The sequence below is a fragment of the Streptomyces sp. PU-14G genome (assembly GCF_041028275.1).
In the GTDB taxonomy this organism is placed as follows: domain Bacteria; phylum Actinomycetota; class Actinomycetes; order Streptomycetales; family Streptomycetaceae; genus Streptomyces.
The window spans coordinates 1-16,356 of the sequence record NZ_JASKYT010000043.1; the positions used below are offsets into that span (position 1 = coordinate 1).

A 16,356-nucleotide genomic window follows, 5' to 3' on the forward strand; every position below is an offset into this window, starting at 1 on the left:
GGCGGGCTCAGGAGGCGCTGCGCGGGGGGCGTTTCCCGAACGTGTGCGGCGAGCGCACACGGTCGGCCGTCGGGTCGGTCAACGACGGATCGAGCCCCTGGCCGGAGGGGCCGAGCTCTGGCGTGCCGCCGCCTTTGCCGCCGTTCTTGCCGTCGGTTCTGCCGCCGCCTTTGCCGCCGTTCTTGCCGTCGGTCCTGCCGGCGGCTCTGCTCTCGGATTCTCCGCTGGACTGCGCGGCTCCGTCGGCGGGTGGGCTCGCGGCCGGACCGGCGTCTCCGGCCGGTCCCGGGGTCCAGTGACGCAGGGCGCCGGACTCGATGTCGATCTGGCTCCGCAGCGCGTCCAGCCCCTCGGCGTCGAACTGGCGTGCCCGGTCCTGGGCGGCGAAGCGCAGCGAGTCGGCGGACTCCTTGATGTGGCGCATGCGCTCGCGCGCGTCCTGGAGCCTCCCGGTGAACCGTGTCCTGTCCGGTTCGTGCTCCATCAGGAGCCGCAGCTCGCCGTCGAGCTGGCGGGCGTGCTCGTGCAGGCGGTCCAGCAGGTGGACCGCGTCGGCGAGCCCGGGGTCGTCGCGGGCACCGGCCTCCAGCGCGGCGCGCGTTCCGTCGATGGAGTCGCGCAACTCCAGGCGGATACGGGCGGCTTCGCCGACCGGCCCCGGCTGTGCGGAGCGGGCCTTGAGTGTCGTCTCCTCGACCGTGCGGCGCACCTGCGCGCCCGTGCGCTCCACGCCTCTCTTGACGGCTCGCACGCCCCGCACCGTCGCGAGCGTGCCAAGGGTGAGGACGGCCAGCAAGAGCACCAGCCCGATGACGACTGCCACGTCCACAGGTCGCTCCTCCGTCGTCGGTCCGTCACACCGTCTGCGTTCAGCCTAAACGGACGGGGGCCACTCAGGGTTCCGAAGAACCCGGAGCGGCCCCCGTGACGTCCCGTAGGGGCAGCCGGACGCCTCGCTCAGGCCGGGACGATGTTGACCAGCTTCGGCGCCCGGACGATCACCTTGCGCACCTCGGCGCCGCCCAGCGCCTTGACGACCACGGGCTCGGCCAGGGCCGCCGCCTCCAGGTCCGCCTCGGAGACGGAGGGCGAGACCTCCAGGCGGGCCTTGACCTTGCCCTTGATCTGGACGACGCAGGTCACCGTCTCGTCCACCAGATACGCCGGGTCGGCGACGGGGAAGTCCTGGTGGACGACCGTCTCCTCGTGGCCCAGCCTGCGCCACAGTTCCTCGGCGACGTGCGGGGCCAGCGGCGCGATCAGCCGCACCATCGTCTCCATGACGGAGCGCGGAACCTCACGCAGCTTCGTGACGTGGTTGTTCAGCTCCGTGATCTTCGCGATGGCGGTGTTGAAGCGCAGCCCGGCCATGTCCTGGGTGACGCTGTCGATCGCCTTGTGCACGGCGCGCAGGGTCGCCTCGTCCGGCTCCGCGTCGACGACAGTGGTCTCACCGGTCGCCTCGTCCACCGCGTTGCGCCACAGACGTTGCAGCAGTCGGAACTGGCCGACGACCGCACGGGTGTCCCAGGGCCGGGAGACGTCCAGCGGCCCCATGGCCATCTCGTACAGCCGCAGCGTGTCGGCGCCGTACTCCGCGCAGATCTCGTCCGGGGTGACCGCGTTCTTCAGGGACTTGCCCATCTTGCCCAGCAGGCGGCTGACCTTCTCGCCCTGGTAGTAGTACGCGCCGTCGCGCTCGACCACCTCGGCGGCGGGGACGGCGATGCCGCGCGCGTCCCGGTAGACGTACGCCTGGATCATGCCCTGGTTGTACAGCTTGTGGAACGGCTCGGCCGAGGAGATGTGCCCCAGGTCGTGCAGCACCTTGGACCAGAAACGCGCGTACAGCAGGTGCAGCACCGCATGCTCGGCACCGCCCACGTACAGGTCCACGCCGCCGGTCGGCTGCCCCTCGCGCGGGCCCATCCAGTAGCGCTCGACGCCGGGGTCGACCAGCTTGTCGTCGTTGTGCGGGTCCAGGTAGCGCAGCTCGTACCAGCACGAGCCCGCCCAGTTGGGCATGGTGTTGGTCTCGCGGCGGAAGCGCCGCGGGCCCTTGCCGTCGCCCAGGTCCAGCGTGACGTTGACCCACTCCTCATTCCGCGACAGCGGCGTCTCGGGAGAGGTGTCGGCGTCGTCGGGGTCGAAGGTGCGCGGGGAGTAGTCCTCGACCTCGGGCAGCTGGAGCGGCAGCATCGACTCGGGCAGCGGGTGGGCGATGCCGTCCTCGTCGTAGACGAGGGGGAACGGCTCGCCCCAGTAGCGCTGCCGGCTGAACAGCCAGTCGCGCAGCCGGAAGTTGACGGTGCCCTCACCCAGCCCGTGCTCCTCCAGCCAGCGCCGCATCCGCTCCTTGGCCTCGGCCACGCCCAGGCCGTCCAGGCTGATGCCCTCGCCCGTGGAGTTGACCAGGGCCGCGTCGTACGAGCTGAAGGCGTCCGCCCACGCCGACGGGTCCAGGCCGCGGCCGTCGTTCGGCTCCACGACGCAGCGCATCGGCAGTTCGAAGGCGCGCGCGAACTCGAAGTCGCGCTGGTCGTGCGCGGGCACCGCCATGATCGCGCCGGTGCCGTAGCCCATCAGCACGTAGTCGGCGATGAAGACGGGCACCTGCTCCTGGCTGACCGGGTTGGTGGCGTAGACGCCGGTGAAGACGCCGGTCTTGTCCTTGGCCTCCGCCTGGCGCTCCACGTCCGACTTGGCCTCCGCCTGCGCGCGGTAGGCGGCGACGGCCTCGGCGGGCGTGGCGTAGCCGCCGGTCCACACCTCGTGGGTGCCCTCGGGCCACACGTCGGGGACCACGGAGGCGACCAGCGGATGCTCGGGCGCCAGCACCATGTAGGTGGCGCCGAAGAGGGTGTCCTGGCGGGTGGTGAAGACGTCGATCGTCGCGTCCCCGAGGGGGAAGGCGATACGGGCGCCCTCGCTGCGGCCGATCCAGTTGCGCTGCTGCAGCTTGATGGCCTCGGGCCAGTCCAGGTCGTCCAGGTCGTCCAGCAGCCGGTCCGCGTAGGCGGTGATCCGCATGTTCCACTGGCGCAGCTTCGCCTTGAAGACGGGGAAGTTCCCGCGCTCGGAGCGGCCGTCCGCGGTCACCTCCTCGTTGGCCAGCACGGTGCCCAGGCCCGGGCTCCAGTTGACCGGCGCGTCCGAGGCGTAGGCCAGCCGGTACTCGCCCAGCAGGTCGGCCCGTCCGCGCTCGCTCAGCTCGCTCCACGCGTCCCAGCCCTCAGGGGTCGGACGGGCGCCGGAGGCGAACTGCTCGACCAGTTCCTCGATGGGACGCGCCGTGCCCGCCTCGGCGTCGTACCAGGAGTTGAAGATCTGCAGGAAGATCCACTGGGTCCAGCGGTAGTACTCGGGGTCGATCGTCGCGAACGACCTGCGCTGGTCGTGACCCAGGCCCAGGCGGCGCAGCTGCGCCTTCATCTGGACCATGTTGGCCTCGGTGGAGGTCCGCGGGTGGGTGCCCGTCTGCACGGCGTACTGCTCGGCGGGCAGCCCGAAGGCGTCGAAGCCCAGGGTGTGCAGCACGTTGTGCCCGGTCATGCGGTGGTAGCGGGCGTAGACGTCGGTGGCGATGTAGCCCAGCGGGTGCCCGACGTGCAGGCCCGCACCCGAGGGGTACGGGAACATGTCCATGACGAACTTCTTGGGCCTGGCGGCCTGCGCGGGCTCCCCGCCCAGCGGCCCCTCGCCGGGGTTGGGCGCCTCGTAGGTGCCCTGCTTCTCCCAGAAGTCCTGCCAGCGTGCCTCGATGTCGGCGGCCAGCGCCGCCGTGTAGCGATACGGGGCCGCGGTCTCGGCGGCGGTGGTGGTCTCGCTCATCGTCCTCAAAGCTCCATCGGTCGTCTCTGCCCAGCGCTCCTGAAATGAAAAAACCCCTCGCACAGGAGGGGGAGCCGCGCCGATTCCGGTCCGCGGAGGAGGGACCGGCAGTGGTTCAGCGCGGCTCGCTAAGCAGAAGGCGTACGGCACGCATAGCGCTCAGGGTACCGCACGAAGGAAGGACCCACCCCGGAGCCCGAGACCGACCCCGCCAAACGACAGGGGGCGCCCCCGGAGGGCAAACCACGGGGGGCGCCCCCGGAGGGGGTGTGGGTGGCGAAGCCCCCACAAAGCGCGGCGAAGCCGCGCAAAAACGAAGGAAGCGAGATGGGCCTGCGCTCTCCGCAGGCACACCTCGCCTCTCGCTTCCGTGGAGCTAAGGAGAATCGAACTCCTGACCTCTTGCATGCCATGCAAGCGCTCTACCAACTGAGCTATAGCCCCGTGGGGTGGTCCGCCGGGGTCTTCCCCGCGGCGGCTCCGCCAGCTTACACGGCGTGGGTGGCGTTTCGCCAAATCGGTTTCCCGCCGCACCGCCGCCGACGGCCCGGCCCACCCGTCCGCGCCACTGACCAGCCGGTACCGTCGCCCCGTGAGCACGTTGCAACAGGCCGTCGAAGCCAAATGGTCGCCGACGCTCAGGGCCTATCTGCTCCGCCGCCCTGTCACGCTGGCGGCGGCCCTGTGCATGGTCTCCTTCGCCGCCTTCTGGGCGGCGCAGCGTACGGCGGACGTCTCGATGATCGACCTGATGGTCTACCGGGCCGAGGGCTGGACCGCACGCAACGGCTACGACCTGTACGCGATGCGGGCCACCTACGCCGACCTGCCGACCACCTATCCGCCGTTCGCCGCCCTGCTGTTCATGCCGCTGACGCTGCTGGACGTGGCGGACATGCGGGGCATCGCGACCTTCGCCAACCTCGGCCTGCTGGTGGTACTCATCCACCTGACACTGCGGCTGCTGGGGCGCCCGCTGCACGCTCCCCGCACCGCCGCGACCCTGGTGATCGCCGCGGTGGCCGTGTGGTGCGAGCCGGTGTGGACGACCCTGCGCTACGGGCAGATCAACCTGCTGCTGGCCGTACTGGTGCTGTGGGACCTGACGCGGCGCGAGGGCCACCGCTGGGCGGGGGTGGGAATCGGAGTCGCGGCAGGCATCAAGCTCACCCCCGCGCTGTTCGCGGTCTTCCTCGCCCTGTGCGGCCTCATCCACGGCTGCCGCAGAATGCGGCGTACGGGCAGCGCGGCCGAGGTGTGGAACCCCTGGCTGCGCCAGGCTGCCGTGGCCACCGCGACCTTTGCGGCCACCGTGCTGCTGGCCGCGGTGCTGCTGCCGCGCGACTCGCGGCGCTTTTGGGGAGAGGCCCTCTTCCAGTCGGGACGCGTAGGGCGTACCGAGATCACCGACAACCAGTCGCTGAGCGGTGTCGCAGCCCGCCTGCTGCACACCGGCGATCCGGGCGCGCTGTGGATCGCTGCCGCGGTGGCGGCGGCCGTACTGGGGCTGGGCGCCGCTGTGGCGGCCACGCTGGCGGGGCGGCGGGGGCTCCCGCACGCCTCCGCCTGGGGAGCCGTGGCCTGCGCGGTGACGGCGCTGCTGATCAGCCCGATCTCCTGGTCCCACCACTGGGTGTGGTGCGTTCCCCTGGTGCTGCTGCTCGGCGCGGAGGCGCACCGCCGTGCCAGTCGGCGCTGGGCGGCAGCCGCCTCGGTGACGATTCTCGCCTTCTGCACGTACGCGATCTGGTGGGTGCCCCGCGACGCGGACGCCGACCGCGCCCCCGAGCTGGCCCAAAGCGGCGGCCAGATGCTGCTGTCCGCCTGTTACCCGCTCACCGGGACGGCGTTCCTCGTGCTGACGGCGGTGGTGGCGCTGCGTGCCCTTCGCGGAAGGGGGGACGGCGGGACGAGCGGGCCGCCTCGGGGCGCACAGGACGGCGGGACCAGCGGGCCGCCTCGGGGCGCACAGGACGGCGGAACGAGCGGGCCTCGGGGCGCACAGGACGGCGGGACGTCGGTGCGGCAGGGCGGCGGCGCGGCGACGCGGGGTCAGGCCGTCGCGAAGGAGTAGAACCGCTTCAGGGTGCAGTGGGCGTCCAGCAGACGTCCGTAGATCGGTTCACCGTCGAGCTCGCGGTAGGTCTCGATCGGGTCACCCTTTATGATCAGCGCTCGCGCGCAGTCCTCGCACCAGTACTGGTACGCGCTGTTGGCCGGCTCCATGTCGCGCACGATCGGGGTGCCACTGCCGCACCAGTCGCACTTCCTGCTGTGGGCACCCATCGCTCACTCAGCTCCAGATGTGGCCGCAAGCCGTGCACACGTAGGACACTCCTCCATTGTCGCCGAGCACTTGGGCGACGTTCGCCGAACCACAGGACGGGCACTGCAGGTTGTCCGGGACGCCCCGTGGGCGCTCCTGGCGGGGCGGGGACCATGCGGGTGCGGGCTTGGTGGCGTCCTCGCCGAGGACCGTCGCCGGCATCGCACTCGTCCCTCCCTGGGCCTTCCCCCCTCCAGCCGTCACGATTCTGCCACGTTCCGCCGCCCTGCCTTAAGGCCCGGTCAGCGATCCGCTGCGGGGCCCCGCCGCCTGCGCCCGGCGCCGGCCAGGGCGCCGACGACCATCCCGGCGGCCAGCGCCCGGCAGGTGACGACCAGCGCGCGGGCCGACTCCGCCGACCCGCCCGACCCGGCTCGGTTCTCGAAGAAGACCGCCGCGAACAACGCCACCCCGCTCACCATGCCCAACTGGGCCGTGGTCACCAACAGGCCGCTGGCGTCGGCCGCTTCGCCGGGCCGCACCCGCGCCAGCGCGCCGGCCAGCACGGGGTTGTACGAGAGCGACATACCCGCCCCGAGGGCGACCACACAGACGAAGAAGGCGGCACCGCCGTCACCGCCGTGCGCCATCAAGGCCGCCAGCCATCCGAAGCAGGCCGCGGCCGTCAGGAAGCCGACGGCCGGAAGACGGGGCTGCCAGGAGAGCGGCAGGCGCCGCCAGACCGTACCGACCACCGCGAAGGCCACCGCCATGGGGACCACCGAGAGCCCCGCCCGCAGCGCGCTGAACCCCAGGCCGCTCTGCAGATGCAGCATCAGGACGAGCATCGTGCCGGCATTGACGGCCATCATGCAGAAGATCCGTACGAGGGCCGGCACGACGCCGGGGGCCCGCAACACCAGCGGCGAGACCAGCGGCCTGCCGCCGCGCCGGGCCAACAGCACCTCGTAGCACGCGAAGACCGGTACGAGCACGGCGCACAGCGCCAGCGCGGACCAGCCCCACAGGGGCCAGCCCTGCTCCCGCCCCAGCACCACGGGAACGGTGAACAGCACCAGCACGACGGCCAGCAGTGAGAGCCCGGGGAGGTCGAAGGCGCGCCGCTGCTCCGCGCCGCCCCGCGCCTCACTCCGCACGCCCATCAGCCAGGGCCCGGTAGCGAGCATCAGCAGCCCCACCGGAACGTTGATCAGGAAGACCGGGCGCCAACCCCAGCCGAACAGGTCGGCGCTCACCAGCACTCCGCCGAGCACCTGCCCGGCAGCCGCCCCGATGCCCAGGACAGCGGCGTAGACGCCCAGCGCGCGGGCGCGGGCGGCCCCCGTGAAGGTGCGCTGGATCAAGCTGAGCACCTGGGGCAGCATCACGGCCCCGCCGGACCCCTGCGCCAGCCGGAAGGCGACGAGTTGGCCGGTTCCCGTCGCCAGGCCGCAGGCGAGCGAGGCCGCCGTGAACAGGGCGAGCCCGGCGAGGAAGACCCGGCCGTGCCCCAGCAGCGCCCCGAGCCGGGCTCCTGTGATCAGCAGCACGGCGTAGGCGATGGTGTAGCCCGCGACCACCAACTGGAGCCCGGCGCCCGAGGAGTGGAGGTCCGCTCGCAGGCCGGGAGCCGCGACGTTGACGATGAAGGAGTCCAGCAGCGACATGAACTGCCCCGTGAGCACGAAGCCGAGCAGCCACCCGGGACGCGGGGTGCGCCGGACGCGTGCGCTGCCGGGGCCGTTGTCGGTGGGAGGGGGTTTCCTGGGAGAACCACTCCCGTGGCCGCCCTGGGGCCCGGGACGCGCGGCCTGTGGAGGGGTGGGAGAGGGAGAGGTTCCCGATGAAGGAGCGAAGGTCATGCACCGAGCCTGAGCGGGCCGGGCCGGGTGTCCGAAGAGTCCGCTGATGCTGGTACTGACAGCACCTGGCAGCCGGTCGGCGCTGCCACGACGATGGGGAGGTGACGGTCATCGCGCGCACGGACACAGGGGGAACGGAGCCCGGCACGAAGGCGGCGCCCGGCACGGCAACGGCGCCCGGGGCGCGTGGCGCGGCCGGGTCGCGCCGCAGGCCCGAGCTGGCCGCCTTCCTGCGCAGTCGCCGTGCCCGGGTCTCGCCCGCCGACGTGGGGATGCCCGGCGGCCCGCGCCGCCGCACACCAGGGCTGCGCAGGGAGGAGGTCGCCCAGCTCTCCGGCGTGGGCGTGACGTGGTACACGTGGCTGGAGCAGGGGCGGCGGATCAACGTCAGCGCGCAGGTCCTCGACGCGGTCGCCCGCACGCTGCGGCTCGGCCCGGCCGAGCGCGAGCACCTGTACCACCTCGCGGAAGTGCCCCTTGTGCCCGCGCCGGAGCGGATCGCCGACGCGGTGGAGCCGGAAGTGCACCGGATCATCGAGGCGATGGATCCGCTGCCCGCCGTGGTCTACAACGGGCGGTACGACGTCCTGGCCGCCAACGCCGCCTATGGACAGCTCTTTCCGGTCATGGACCTGGTGGGGCTGCCCGAACGGAACGTGCTGTGGCAGCAGTTCGTGCTGGCGCCGCCCTGCTGCTGCCCGCTCGTCGACCGCAGGAAGGAGCTGGGCCTGATGGTGGCCACCTTGCGCGCCACCTACGGGCGGCACGTCGGTGAGGCGCCCTGGGAGAGCTTCATCAGACGCATGTGCGAGGCGAGCGAGGAGTTCGCCGCCCTGTGGCGCAGTGGTGACGTGTCACCGCCCGGCGCCCGGATCAAGCTGGTACGGCACGCTTCCGTGGGTGAGCTGCGGCTGAGTTCGACCTCGCTGCAGCTCAGCGGTGCCGCGGAGACCAGGGTGGTGGCTTACGTGCCGCACGACGCCGAGACCGAGGAGCGTGTGGAGCGGCTGCGGGCGACAGCGGACCCTCTGGTGGGCTGCCCGGAACACGAGTGGCCGCTCTCCCGGATACGGGAGCGGATGCTGCGCGAGGGCCGCTTCCCCAAAGCGGGCACCCGGCCCGCCGACCAGCCAGCACCGCCTCCGACCCCGGCGGAAAGAGCCTGACTCCGCAGAGAGAACCGCTCCTCGCCGCTCCCCCGCCGCTCCCCGCCGCCTCGCCCCGCCCCGCAGCCGGGGGGGGGTGTGGGTGGCGAAGCCCCCACAACGCGCGGCGAAGCCGCGCAAAAACGAAGGAGGCGAGATGGGCCTGCGCTCTCCGCAGGCACACCTCGCCTCTCGCTTCCGTGGAGCTAAGGAGAATCGAACTCCTGACCTCTTGCATGCCATGCAAGCGCTCTACCAACTGAGCTATAGCCCCGGGCTCCGGCACCGGAGCGCCGCGAACGAGAAGAATCCTAGCGGGTGGCCAGGCCGAATGAGAAATCGGCCCGAGAGGCACCGGCCTCGGCCACCCGGCTCAGTCGTCGTCCCCGAGCACGGGCTCGGGCAGGCTGCCGGCGTTGTGCTCCATGAGCCGCCAGCCGCGCACCGTCTCGCCCAGCACGGACCAGCTGCAGTTGGAGAGACCGCCCAGCGCCTCCCAGGTGGAGGAGGGCAGACCGATGAGCCGCCCGATGGTGGTCCGGATGGTGCCGCCGTGGCTGACGACGACGAGAGTGCCGTTGTCGGGGAGTTTGTCGGCGCTGCGCTCCACGACGGGTGCCGCACGGTCGGCGACCTCGGTCTCCAGCTCGCCGCCGCCGCGCCGCACCGGCTCGCCCCGCTTCCAGGCGGCGTACTGCTCGCCGTAGCGGGCCACGATCTCCTCGTGCGTGAGGCCCTGCCAGTCACCCGCGTAGGTCTCCCGCAGGCCCTCGTCGTAGGTGACGTCGAGGCCGGTGAGGGCGGCCAGCTCGGCCGCGGTGGTCACGGTGCGCCGCAGGTCGGAGGCGACGATCGCGTCCGGGCGCAGCGCCGCCAGCAGCCGGGCGGCGCGCCGCGCCTGGTCGAGGCCCGCGTCGGTCAGCGGGATGTCGGTCGTGCCCTGGAAGCGGCGTTCGAGGTTCCACGCCGTCTGGCCGTGCCGCCACAGAACGATCTTGCGGTTGCGGACCGCCGCGGTGCCGTTCAGCGCAGCTCTCCGTCCAGCTCGTCGGACGGGTCCGCCGCGTCCCGCTCTCCGGCGTCTGCGGCGTTCGCGTGCTCGGCGCCCTTGCCGCGGGTCGCCTCCGCGTCCTCGGGGAGCTCCAGCTCGGGGCAGTCCTTCCACAGCCGCTCCAGGGCGTAGAAGACCCGCTCCTCGCTGTGCTGCACGTGGACGACGATGTCGACGTAGTCCAGCAGGACCCAGCGGCCGTCCCGCTCGCCCTCGCGGCGGGCGGGCTTGGCGCTCAGCTCTTTGAGCAGCCGCTCCTCGATCTCGTCGACGATGCCCTTGACCTGCCGGTCGTTGGGCGCCGAGGCGAGGAGGAAGGCATCGGTGATGGCGAGCACGTCACTGACGTCGTAGGCGACGATGTCGTGCGCGAGCTTGTCGGCTGCCGCCTGCGCGGCGGTTTCGATGAGCTCGAGGGAACGGTCGGTGGCGGTCACAGGCGAGGCTTTCGAGTCGGAAGCATGTCGTATTCCAGGGTCTCACGGCCGCCGGGTGGCCTCGGGCCTTCGCCCCCGCGGCGGGCGCCGACGCGCGCTCACGCTCACGGAAGACGCGCGCTCACATCCACGGAGGACGCGCGCTCACGCTCACGCAAGACACGCGCTCTCACCACGGAAGGTGACGGACGCGTCCGCTCACGGTGGCCGTGAGCGCACGTCCGGCTCCCGCGACGCCGAGCGGTGCGCGGCTCACCCCTCGTAGTCGGCGCCCAGCACGACGGTGACGTCCGCGTTGGCGGTGCCCTCCGCCTTGCGGACGGCGCTGCCCGGCAGGCCCAGGGTCTTGGCGACCTGCTCGGCCTTGGTCTTGTGGGCCGCCTCGGCGTAGGTCACCAGCGAGGTGGCGCGGGTGGCGCCGGTGCCTCCCTTGACGACGGTGTACCCGCCGTTGACCAGCGCGACGGACGCGGTGGCGTCCAGGCCCCGCTCGCCTGTGGCGTTCTTCAGGCTCACCCTGGGCGCCGCGTCGGGGTCGGAGTTCTTGACGGTGCCGCCGAGGACCTTGCTCACGATCCGGTCGCTGACCTGGCCGCTCAGGGTGCCGTTCGCCCGCACGGGCACCACCTGGGAGCGGTAGTCGCCCTTCTTGGCGTGTGCGGCCAGCTTGGCGAGCGAAGCCCCGAGCTGCGACTCGGACAGCGACGGGTCGGGGATCTGGCCCAGCGACTCGACGGTCCTGGTGGCCCCCCGCGGCTCGCTGGAGACCTTCTTGAGAACGGCACGCATCACCTGGCCGAAGCGGGCGAGCTGCTTGTCCTGCGGCTCGCCCTGGGCCCGGAAGGTGGCGTAGGCGACGGCGGCCCTGCCGTCCATCTCCTGCGCGGACCCCTGCTCGACCAGCGGTCCGGAGCCCTTCTTCTCGCCGGGCACGGCGGTGTCCGTGTCCACGGAGATACCGCCGACGAGTTCGACGAGCTTTTCCAGGAAGGGGGTGTCCAGCCGCCAGGTGCCCTTGATGTCGGCACCGAGCAGGGTGTTCAGCGCGTCCCGGGTAGGCCCCGCGCCCTGGTCGTCGACCGACTTGCCGAGCGTCGTGGTCGTCCCGTCCTCCGTGGTGACGGCCAGCGCGTTCGGCAGCAGCAGGGACGTGCCCTCTCCTGTGCCGGCGCTGTCGACCAGCAGCGCGGTGGAACTGTCGCCGTTCTCCTCGCGCAGGTGTACGACGATGACGTCCCGGTGCCGGCCCGCCGCTGCCTCGCTCTTCCCCTCGTCGCCTCCCGTACCCGGCAGCATGCCCGCGTACCAGAGGTAGCCGACACCGCCGGCCACCACGAGTGCCAGCACGACGACGAGCGCGACGATCCGGTTGCGGCCCCGGCGCTTGGCCTCCTCGCGGCGCTCCGTGCGGGACTCGCTGAACTTCAGCCAGTCGATGACGTCCTCGGACTCGTCGCTGGCCTCCTCGACGAAGGAGAACTGCTCGGTGTGGTAGGCGCCTTCTTCGTCACCGTGCTGCTGCCGCTCCCGCGGCGGTCGCTCGGGTGTGTGGTGGCCCTGCGGGGCCTGCTCCGGCACCTGTCGCCCCCGCGACGGCTCTCCGGGTGCGTACGGCCCCTGGTGGGACTGCTCCGGGGGGTACTGCTCCTGCGCGGGCGCCGGATTCTGCTCGGGGAACCAGGCCTGCTGCTGGGTGTGCGGCGGCTGCTGCGCGGCGTGCGGGGCGGCGGCCTGCTGCTGCCCGTACGGGGCGGAGGCACCGTAGTCGTACGTGCCCGCGTGGCCGCCCTGCTGCCGGGCGGGGTCGGGGTAGCCGGAGTACGCGTCGTGACCCGGCTGCTGCGAGCCGCCGGTCCGGCCGTAGGAGCCGTAGGAGTCGTAGGGGGAGTAACCGGCCCGGGTGTCCTGGGTGCCGCCGTAACCGTCCTGGCCGGCCTGACCGCCGCCCTGAGCTCCCTGGGCGCCCTGCGCGTCGTAGCCCTGCCCGCCCTGCGCGTCGTAGCCGCCCTGGGCGCCGTAGGGCTGGTCGTACGCGTCCTGCCGGCGGTATACGGGCCTGCCGTACTCGTCGTAGCCGATGATGTCCGGTTGTGGTGCGTACGGGTCGTATCCGTAGCCGTCGCTCACGCTTGCGATTCCTCCCCTGGGCCGCTCCGGTACAGCGCGCGTTTGCTGATGTACCGGACCACGCCGTCAGGGACGAGATACCAGACCGGATCGCCGCGTTCCACCCGTGCGCGGCAGTCCGTGGAGGAGATGGCGAGCGCCGGCACCTCCACCAGGGAGACGCCCCCCTGGGGCAGCCCGGGATCGGCCAGCGCGTGCCCCGGACGGGTGACGCCGATGAAGTGGGCCAGCGAGAACAGCTCTTCGGTGTTGCGCCAGCTGAGGATCTGCGACAGCGCGTCGGCTCCGGTGATGAAGAACAGGTCCGTGTCCGGGTTGGCCTCGGCCAGCTCGCGCAGCGTGTCGATGGTGTAGGTCTTCCCGCCGCGGTCGATGTCGATCCGGCTGACGGAGAACTGCGGGTTCGACGCGGTCGCGATGACCGTCATCAAGTAGCGGTCCTCGGCGGGCGAGACCTGCTTGTGGCTCTTCTGCCACGGCTGCCCGGCGGGGACGAACACGACCTCGTCGAGGTGGAAGCGTGCGGCCACCTCGCTCGCGGCCACCAGGTGACCGTGGTGGATGGGGTCGAAGGTGCCCCCCATCACGCCGAGCCGCCGCTTACCGGTGCCGGGCACTATGTCCTCTCCCATGCCGGGCGACCCTATCCTGTGCCGTTTCGTGAGACGTGTGCGGACGCCCGCGCCCGGCGACCGCTCAGCGGTCCCGGTTGAAGCGGGTGGTGATCCACAGCAGCAGGAAGAGCGCGACGAGCGCACCTCCGCCCGTCAGATACGGGCTGAGGCTCTCGTGCCGTGCGCTCTCGCCGTGCTCGCCGCTGGAGGCGAGGGTCAGCAGGGCGTCGTGTGCGGTGCTGGGCAGCATCATCGTCGGCAGAACCTATCCCGTGAGGCGCGGACACTGGGCGGCGCGTTTTCGTGCCGCCGACCGTGTGGCGGCACGAAGTGCGCAGCCACATCGTAAGCGGCCGTCTCCCGGCGGCTCACGCCGACTCAGCCCACACGGGTCGGGACGCCCGCGAAACGGGTGGGGAGGGGGCGGTGGGCGAGGCGGTGCGTGAGAAGGGAGACGTCCGGACGCAACGGGAGGGCCTCGCTCCGCGTCCCACACTCTAGTGTGGACAGCCCAGTCGAGGAGGGGGAAACACCATGACAGACGGCACTGGCGGTACCGAGCGCCTGCCGGGCCGCGAGAGGCGGCGCTTCCCGGGTATCTCATCCCGGGCGTACGAACATCCGACCGACCGCTCGGCGCTGGTGTCGCTGCGCAAGCTGAGCGGTTTCGACACGGTCGTCAAGGCGCTGAGCGGGCTGCTGCCCGAGCGCAGCATGCGGCTGCTGTACCTCTCCGACTCGGTCCGGGTCAGCGACCAGCAGTTCGCGCACCTCAACGCGATGCTGCGGGACGCCTGTTACATCCTGGACCTGGAGAAGGTCCCGCCGATGTACGTCACGCAGGACCCGAAGCCCAACGCGATGTGCGTGGGCATGGACGAGCCGGTGATCGTGCTGACCACGGGCCTGGTCGAGCTCCTCGACGAGGAGGAGATGCGCGCCGTGGTCGGCCACGAGGTCGGGCACGCGCTCTCCGGTCACGCCGTCTACCGCACCATCCTGCTGTTCCTGTCGGACCTCGCCATCAAGATCGCGTGGATTCCGCTGGGCAGCGTCGCGGTGCGGGCGCTCGTGATCGCGCTGCGCGAGTGGTTCCGCAAGTCGGAACTGTCCGCTGACCGCGCCGGTTTGCTGGTGGGCCAGGATCTGCAGGCGTCCATGCGGGGCCTGATGAAGCTGGCGGGCGGCAACCACCTGCACGAGATGAACGTGGACGCCTTCCTGGCGCAGGCCAAGGAGTACGAGGCGGGCGGCGACGTGCGCGACTCCGTACTCAAGGTCATGAACGTGCTGCCGCGCAGCCACCCGTTCACCACCGTGCGCGCCGCCGAGCTGAAGAAGTGGGCGGAGAGCCGCGACCACCAGCGGATCATGGACGGTCACTACCCCCGGCGCCAGGAGGACAAGGAGGCCTCGATACGGGACTCCTTCCGTGAGTCCGCGTCCCACTACTCGGACACGATGCGCAACAGCAAGGACCCGCTCATGGGCATCGTCCGCGACATCGCGGGCGGCGTCGGGGACGTCGGCGGCCGGCTGCGCGACACCTTCACGGGCCGGGGCTCGGGTGGCGGCCAGGGCGGCTCGAACGGCAACGCGGGCGGCGGCACCAACGGTGACGCGGACGGCACCGGACGCCCGGGCGGCTCCGACCCGAGCTGAGGCACCGGTTCGGCGTCCCTGCCAGGCCCGCGCGACCGCCGCGGCGGTCGCAGCCGTGCAACCGCCGCGACCGCCCGACCGCCGGGACCGCTGAGCGCAGCGGGACGCGGGAGGGCGGAAGCGCTTCAGCCCTTCTCCTTGAAGGGGTGGGCCGGGCTCGGCTGGGCGCTGGGCGCCAGCAGCCCGCACATGGAGGCGGTGGACCGACCCCGCGCGAAGGGGTCGGTCCCCGCCTTTCCCGCGTCCTTGGCCCGCTCCCCCGCCAGCAGCGGCGCCAGGCTGTCCGCGGGGTCCTCGCCGCAGTTCATCGGCCCGGCCCGCATCGAGACCTGGCGCAGGGTGACCTGGTGGTCGCGCAGGTCGCCGCGCTCGAAGTGGAAACGCACCTCACGGCGCACGGAGAAGAGCGAGGCGCCCTTCTCGGCGTCCGCGCCCTCGCCGGCGTCGGCGGGCCGTACCGCGTAGACGAAGACGTGGTCGGCCGTGACCTCCAGCGCGTTGGCCGAGACCTCCTGGGCCGTGAGAGTGCCGTGGACGCGCACCTGCTCACCGGCCAGCGCGGCCTTGGCCGGGTCGAAGCGCACCATCCAGGCGGTGGCGGCGTGCCGTCCGTCGTTGCGCGGGTTGTCCACACTCCGGTCGAACTGGCGCTGCTGGCGGGGGTCCAGCAGCTCGCGCACAGGCCGTACCGCGCTGCCGGTGAGGACCCTGGGGTCGAGCGAGCTCTGGACGATGTAGTCCTTGGCCCCCAGCAGCGCGGCCTGCACCTGGCTCTGGGTGAAGTGGTCGCTACTGCGAACGGGGGAAGGCAGCGTCACCCCGTCGGCCCCCTTTTCGAAGCGCGCGGCCGGGCTGTGCTCGAACAGGTCGGCGGGGGTGGCCCCGGAGACGGGGCCGAGTGGCGCGAGCGGCATCAGCTCGCTGTGTACGGGCTCCGCCTCCGGCTTGGCCGGCGATCTGTACGGGTTCCGTATCCCCATGTAGATCGCGGTGCCGAAGGCGAGTGCGATGAGCAGCACGAGGATCAGGCCCTGCCGGGAGAAGCCCAGGCCCAGGCTGCCGTGGCGTTCGGTATCGGTGCGGGGGCGGACGGCGGCGTGCTCCTCGTCGTCCAGCCGCTCCTGGGCGGAGAACTCCTGGAGCCGCGCAGCGTTGACGAACGACTCGTCGAACACCAGGGATCGGTATTCGTCGTCGCCGCCGGGAGCCCCGTCGGGCGTCCCGTCAGGAGGTTCCACTCGCCCGGCCATACCAACAGGGTAGAACCGCACGCAGGGAGGTAAACGACGTGGTCCCGGACAACTTGCCGGACAGCCGGTGGCCTGTTCTCCTACGCCGTCCGCACACCCCCGGGGGCGTGG

Annotated in this window: 13 protein-coding genes and 2 tRNA genes; 3 read left to right on the top strand and 12 right to left on the bottom strand. The window is 71.9% G+C overall.

The window, feature by feature from the left end; all coding sequences use genetic code 11:
- Positions 1-7: 7 nt before the first annotated feature.
- The 3 genes from AB8Z75_RS07975 to AB8Z75_RS07985 all read right to left on the bottom strand — a co-directional run bounded on the left by AB8Z75_RS07975 (position 8) and on the right by AB8Z75_RS07985 (position 4,275).
- On the bottom strand, positions 8-829 hold the full coding sequence (locus AB8Z75_RS07975; protein WP_369200692.1) for a hypothetical protein: 822 nt from the start codon (positions 827-829) through the stop codon (positions 8-10).
- Positions 830-957: 128 nt separating this feature from the next.
- Entirely contained in the window at positions 958-3,831 is a 2,874-nt protein-coding gene (gene leuS / locus AB8Z75_RS07980) for a leucine--tRNA ligase (RefSeq protein ID WP_369200693.1), read from the bottom strand.
- 371 nt (positions 3,832-4,202) lie between these two features.
- Positions 4,203-4,275 (bottom strand) — tRNA-Ala (locus AB8Z75_RS07985).
- Positions 4,276-4,519: 244 nt separating this feature from the next.
- On the opposite strand from AB8Z75_RS07985, the gene AB8Z75_RS07990 reads away from it, so the two are divergent.
- Complete coding sequence (locus AB8Z75_RS07990) at positions 4,520-5,905, top strand: glycosyltransferase 87 family protein (protein ID WP_369200706.1); 1,386 nt, start codon at positions 4,520-4,522, stop codon at positions 5,903-5,905.
- On the opposite strand, the gene AB8Z75_RS07995 is transcribed toward AB8Z75_RS07990, so the two are convergent.
- Positions 5,884-6,117 (bottom strand): hypothetical protein, encoded by a 234-nt coding sequence (locus tag AB8Z75_RS07995; RefSeq protein WP_114018261.1) that lies wholly within the window; start codon positions 6,115-6,117, stop codon positions 5,884-5,886. The genes AB8Z75_RS07990 and AB8Z75_RS07995 overlap by 22 nt on opposite strands.
- 282 nt (positions 6,118-6,399) lie before the next feature.
- Positions 6,400-7,782: an MFS transporter gene (locus tag AB8Z75_RS08000; RefSeq protein ID WP_369200694.1), complete on the bottom strand. Its 1,383-nt coding sequence runs from the start codon at positions 7,780-7,782 to the stop codon at positions 6,400-6,402.
- Positions 7,783-8,177: 395 nt separating this feature from the next.
- Here AB8Z75_RS08000 and AB8Z75_RS08005 point away from each other — a divergent pair, with 395 nt between their 5' ends.
- Positions 8,178-9,125 (top strand): helix-turn-helix transcriptional regulator, encoded by a 948-nt coding sequence (locus AB8Z75_RS08005; protein ID WP_369200707.1) that lies wholly within the window; start codon positions 8,178-8,180, stop codon positions 9,123-9,125.
- A 180-nt stretch (positions 9,126-9,305) separates the two neighbouring features.
- Here the strand turns inward: AB8Z75_RS08005 and AB8Z75_RS08010 are convergent.
- The 6 genes from AB8Z75_RS08010 to AB8Z75_RS08035 all read right to left on the bottom strand — a co-directional run bounded on the left by AB8Z75_RS08010 (position 9,306) and on the right by AB8Z75_RS08035 (position 13,586).
- Positions 9,306-9,378 (bottom strand) — tRNA-Ala (locus AB8Z75_RS08010).
- 99 nt (positions 9,379-9,477) lie between these two features.
- Positions 9,478-10,131, bottom strand: a complete 654-nt coding sequence (locus tag AB8Z75_RS08015) for a histidine phosphatase family protein (RefSeq protein ID WP_369200708.1) — start codon at positions 10,129-10,131, stop codon at positions 9,478-9,480.
- The gene (gene rsfS / locus AB8Z75_RS08020) at positions 10,128-10,592 is read right to left on the bottom strand and encodes a ribosome silencing factor (RefSeq protein ID WP_369200695.1); all 465 of its coding nucleotides are present in this window, start codon (positions 10,590-10,592) and stop codon (positions 10,128-10,130) included. The genes AB8Z75_RS08015 and rsfS overlap by 4 nt, the downstream gene beginning before the upstream one ends.
- Positions 10,593-10,844: 252 nt before the next feature.
- Positions 10,845-12,719: a LytR C-terminal domain-containing protein gene (locus tag AB8Z75_RS08025; protein WP_369200696.1), complete on the bottom strand. Its 1,875-nt coding sequence runs from the start codon at positions 12,717-12,719 to the stop codon at positions 10,845-10,847.
- Positions 12,716-13,351, bottom strand: a complete 636-nt coding sequence (gene nadD / locus AB8Z75_RS08030) for a nicotinate-nucleotide adenylyltransferase (RefSeq protein ID WP_242751112.1) — start codon at positions 13,349-13,351, stop codon at positions 12,716-12,718. The genes AB8Z75_RS08025 and nadD overlap by 4 nt, the downstream gene beginning before the upstream one ends.
- A gap of 64 nt (positions 13,352-13,415) precedes the next feature.
- Entirely contained in the window at positions 13,416-13,586 is a 171-nt protein-coding gene (locus AB8Z75_RS08035; RefSeq protein ID WP_181856594.1) for a hypothetical protein, read from the bottom strand.
- Positions 13,587-13,867: 281 nt separating this feature from the next.
- On the opposite strand from AB8Z75_RS08035, the gene AB8Z75_RS08040 reads away from it, so the two are divergent.
- Positions 13,868-14,995: a M48 family metallopeptidase gene (locus AB8Z75_RS08040; protein ID WP_369200697.1), complete on the top strand. Its 1,128-nt coding sequence runs from the start codon at positions 13,868-13,870 to the stop codon at positions 14,993-14,995.
- Between the two features lie 125 nt (positions 14,996-15,120).
- On the opposite strand, the gene AB8Z75_RS08045 is transcribed toward AB8Z75_RS08040, so the two are convergent.
- A complete protein-coding gene (locus AB8Z75_RS08045) occupies positions 15,121-16,245 on the bottom strand; it encodes a hypothetical protein (protein WP_369200698.1) in 1,125 nt (374 codons plus the stop codon).
- Positions 16,246-16,356: the final 111 nt, after the last annotated feature.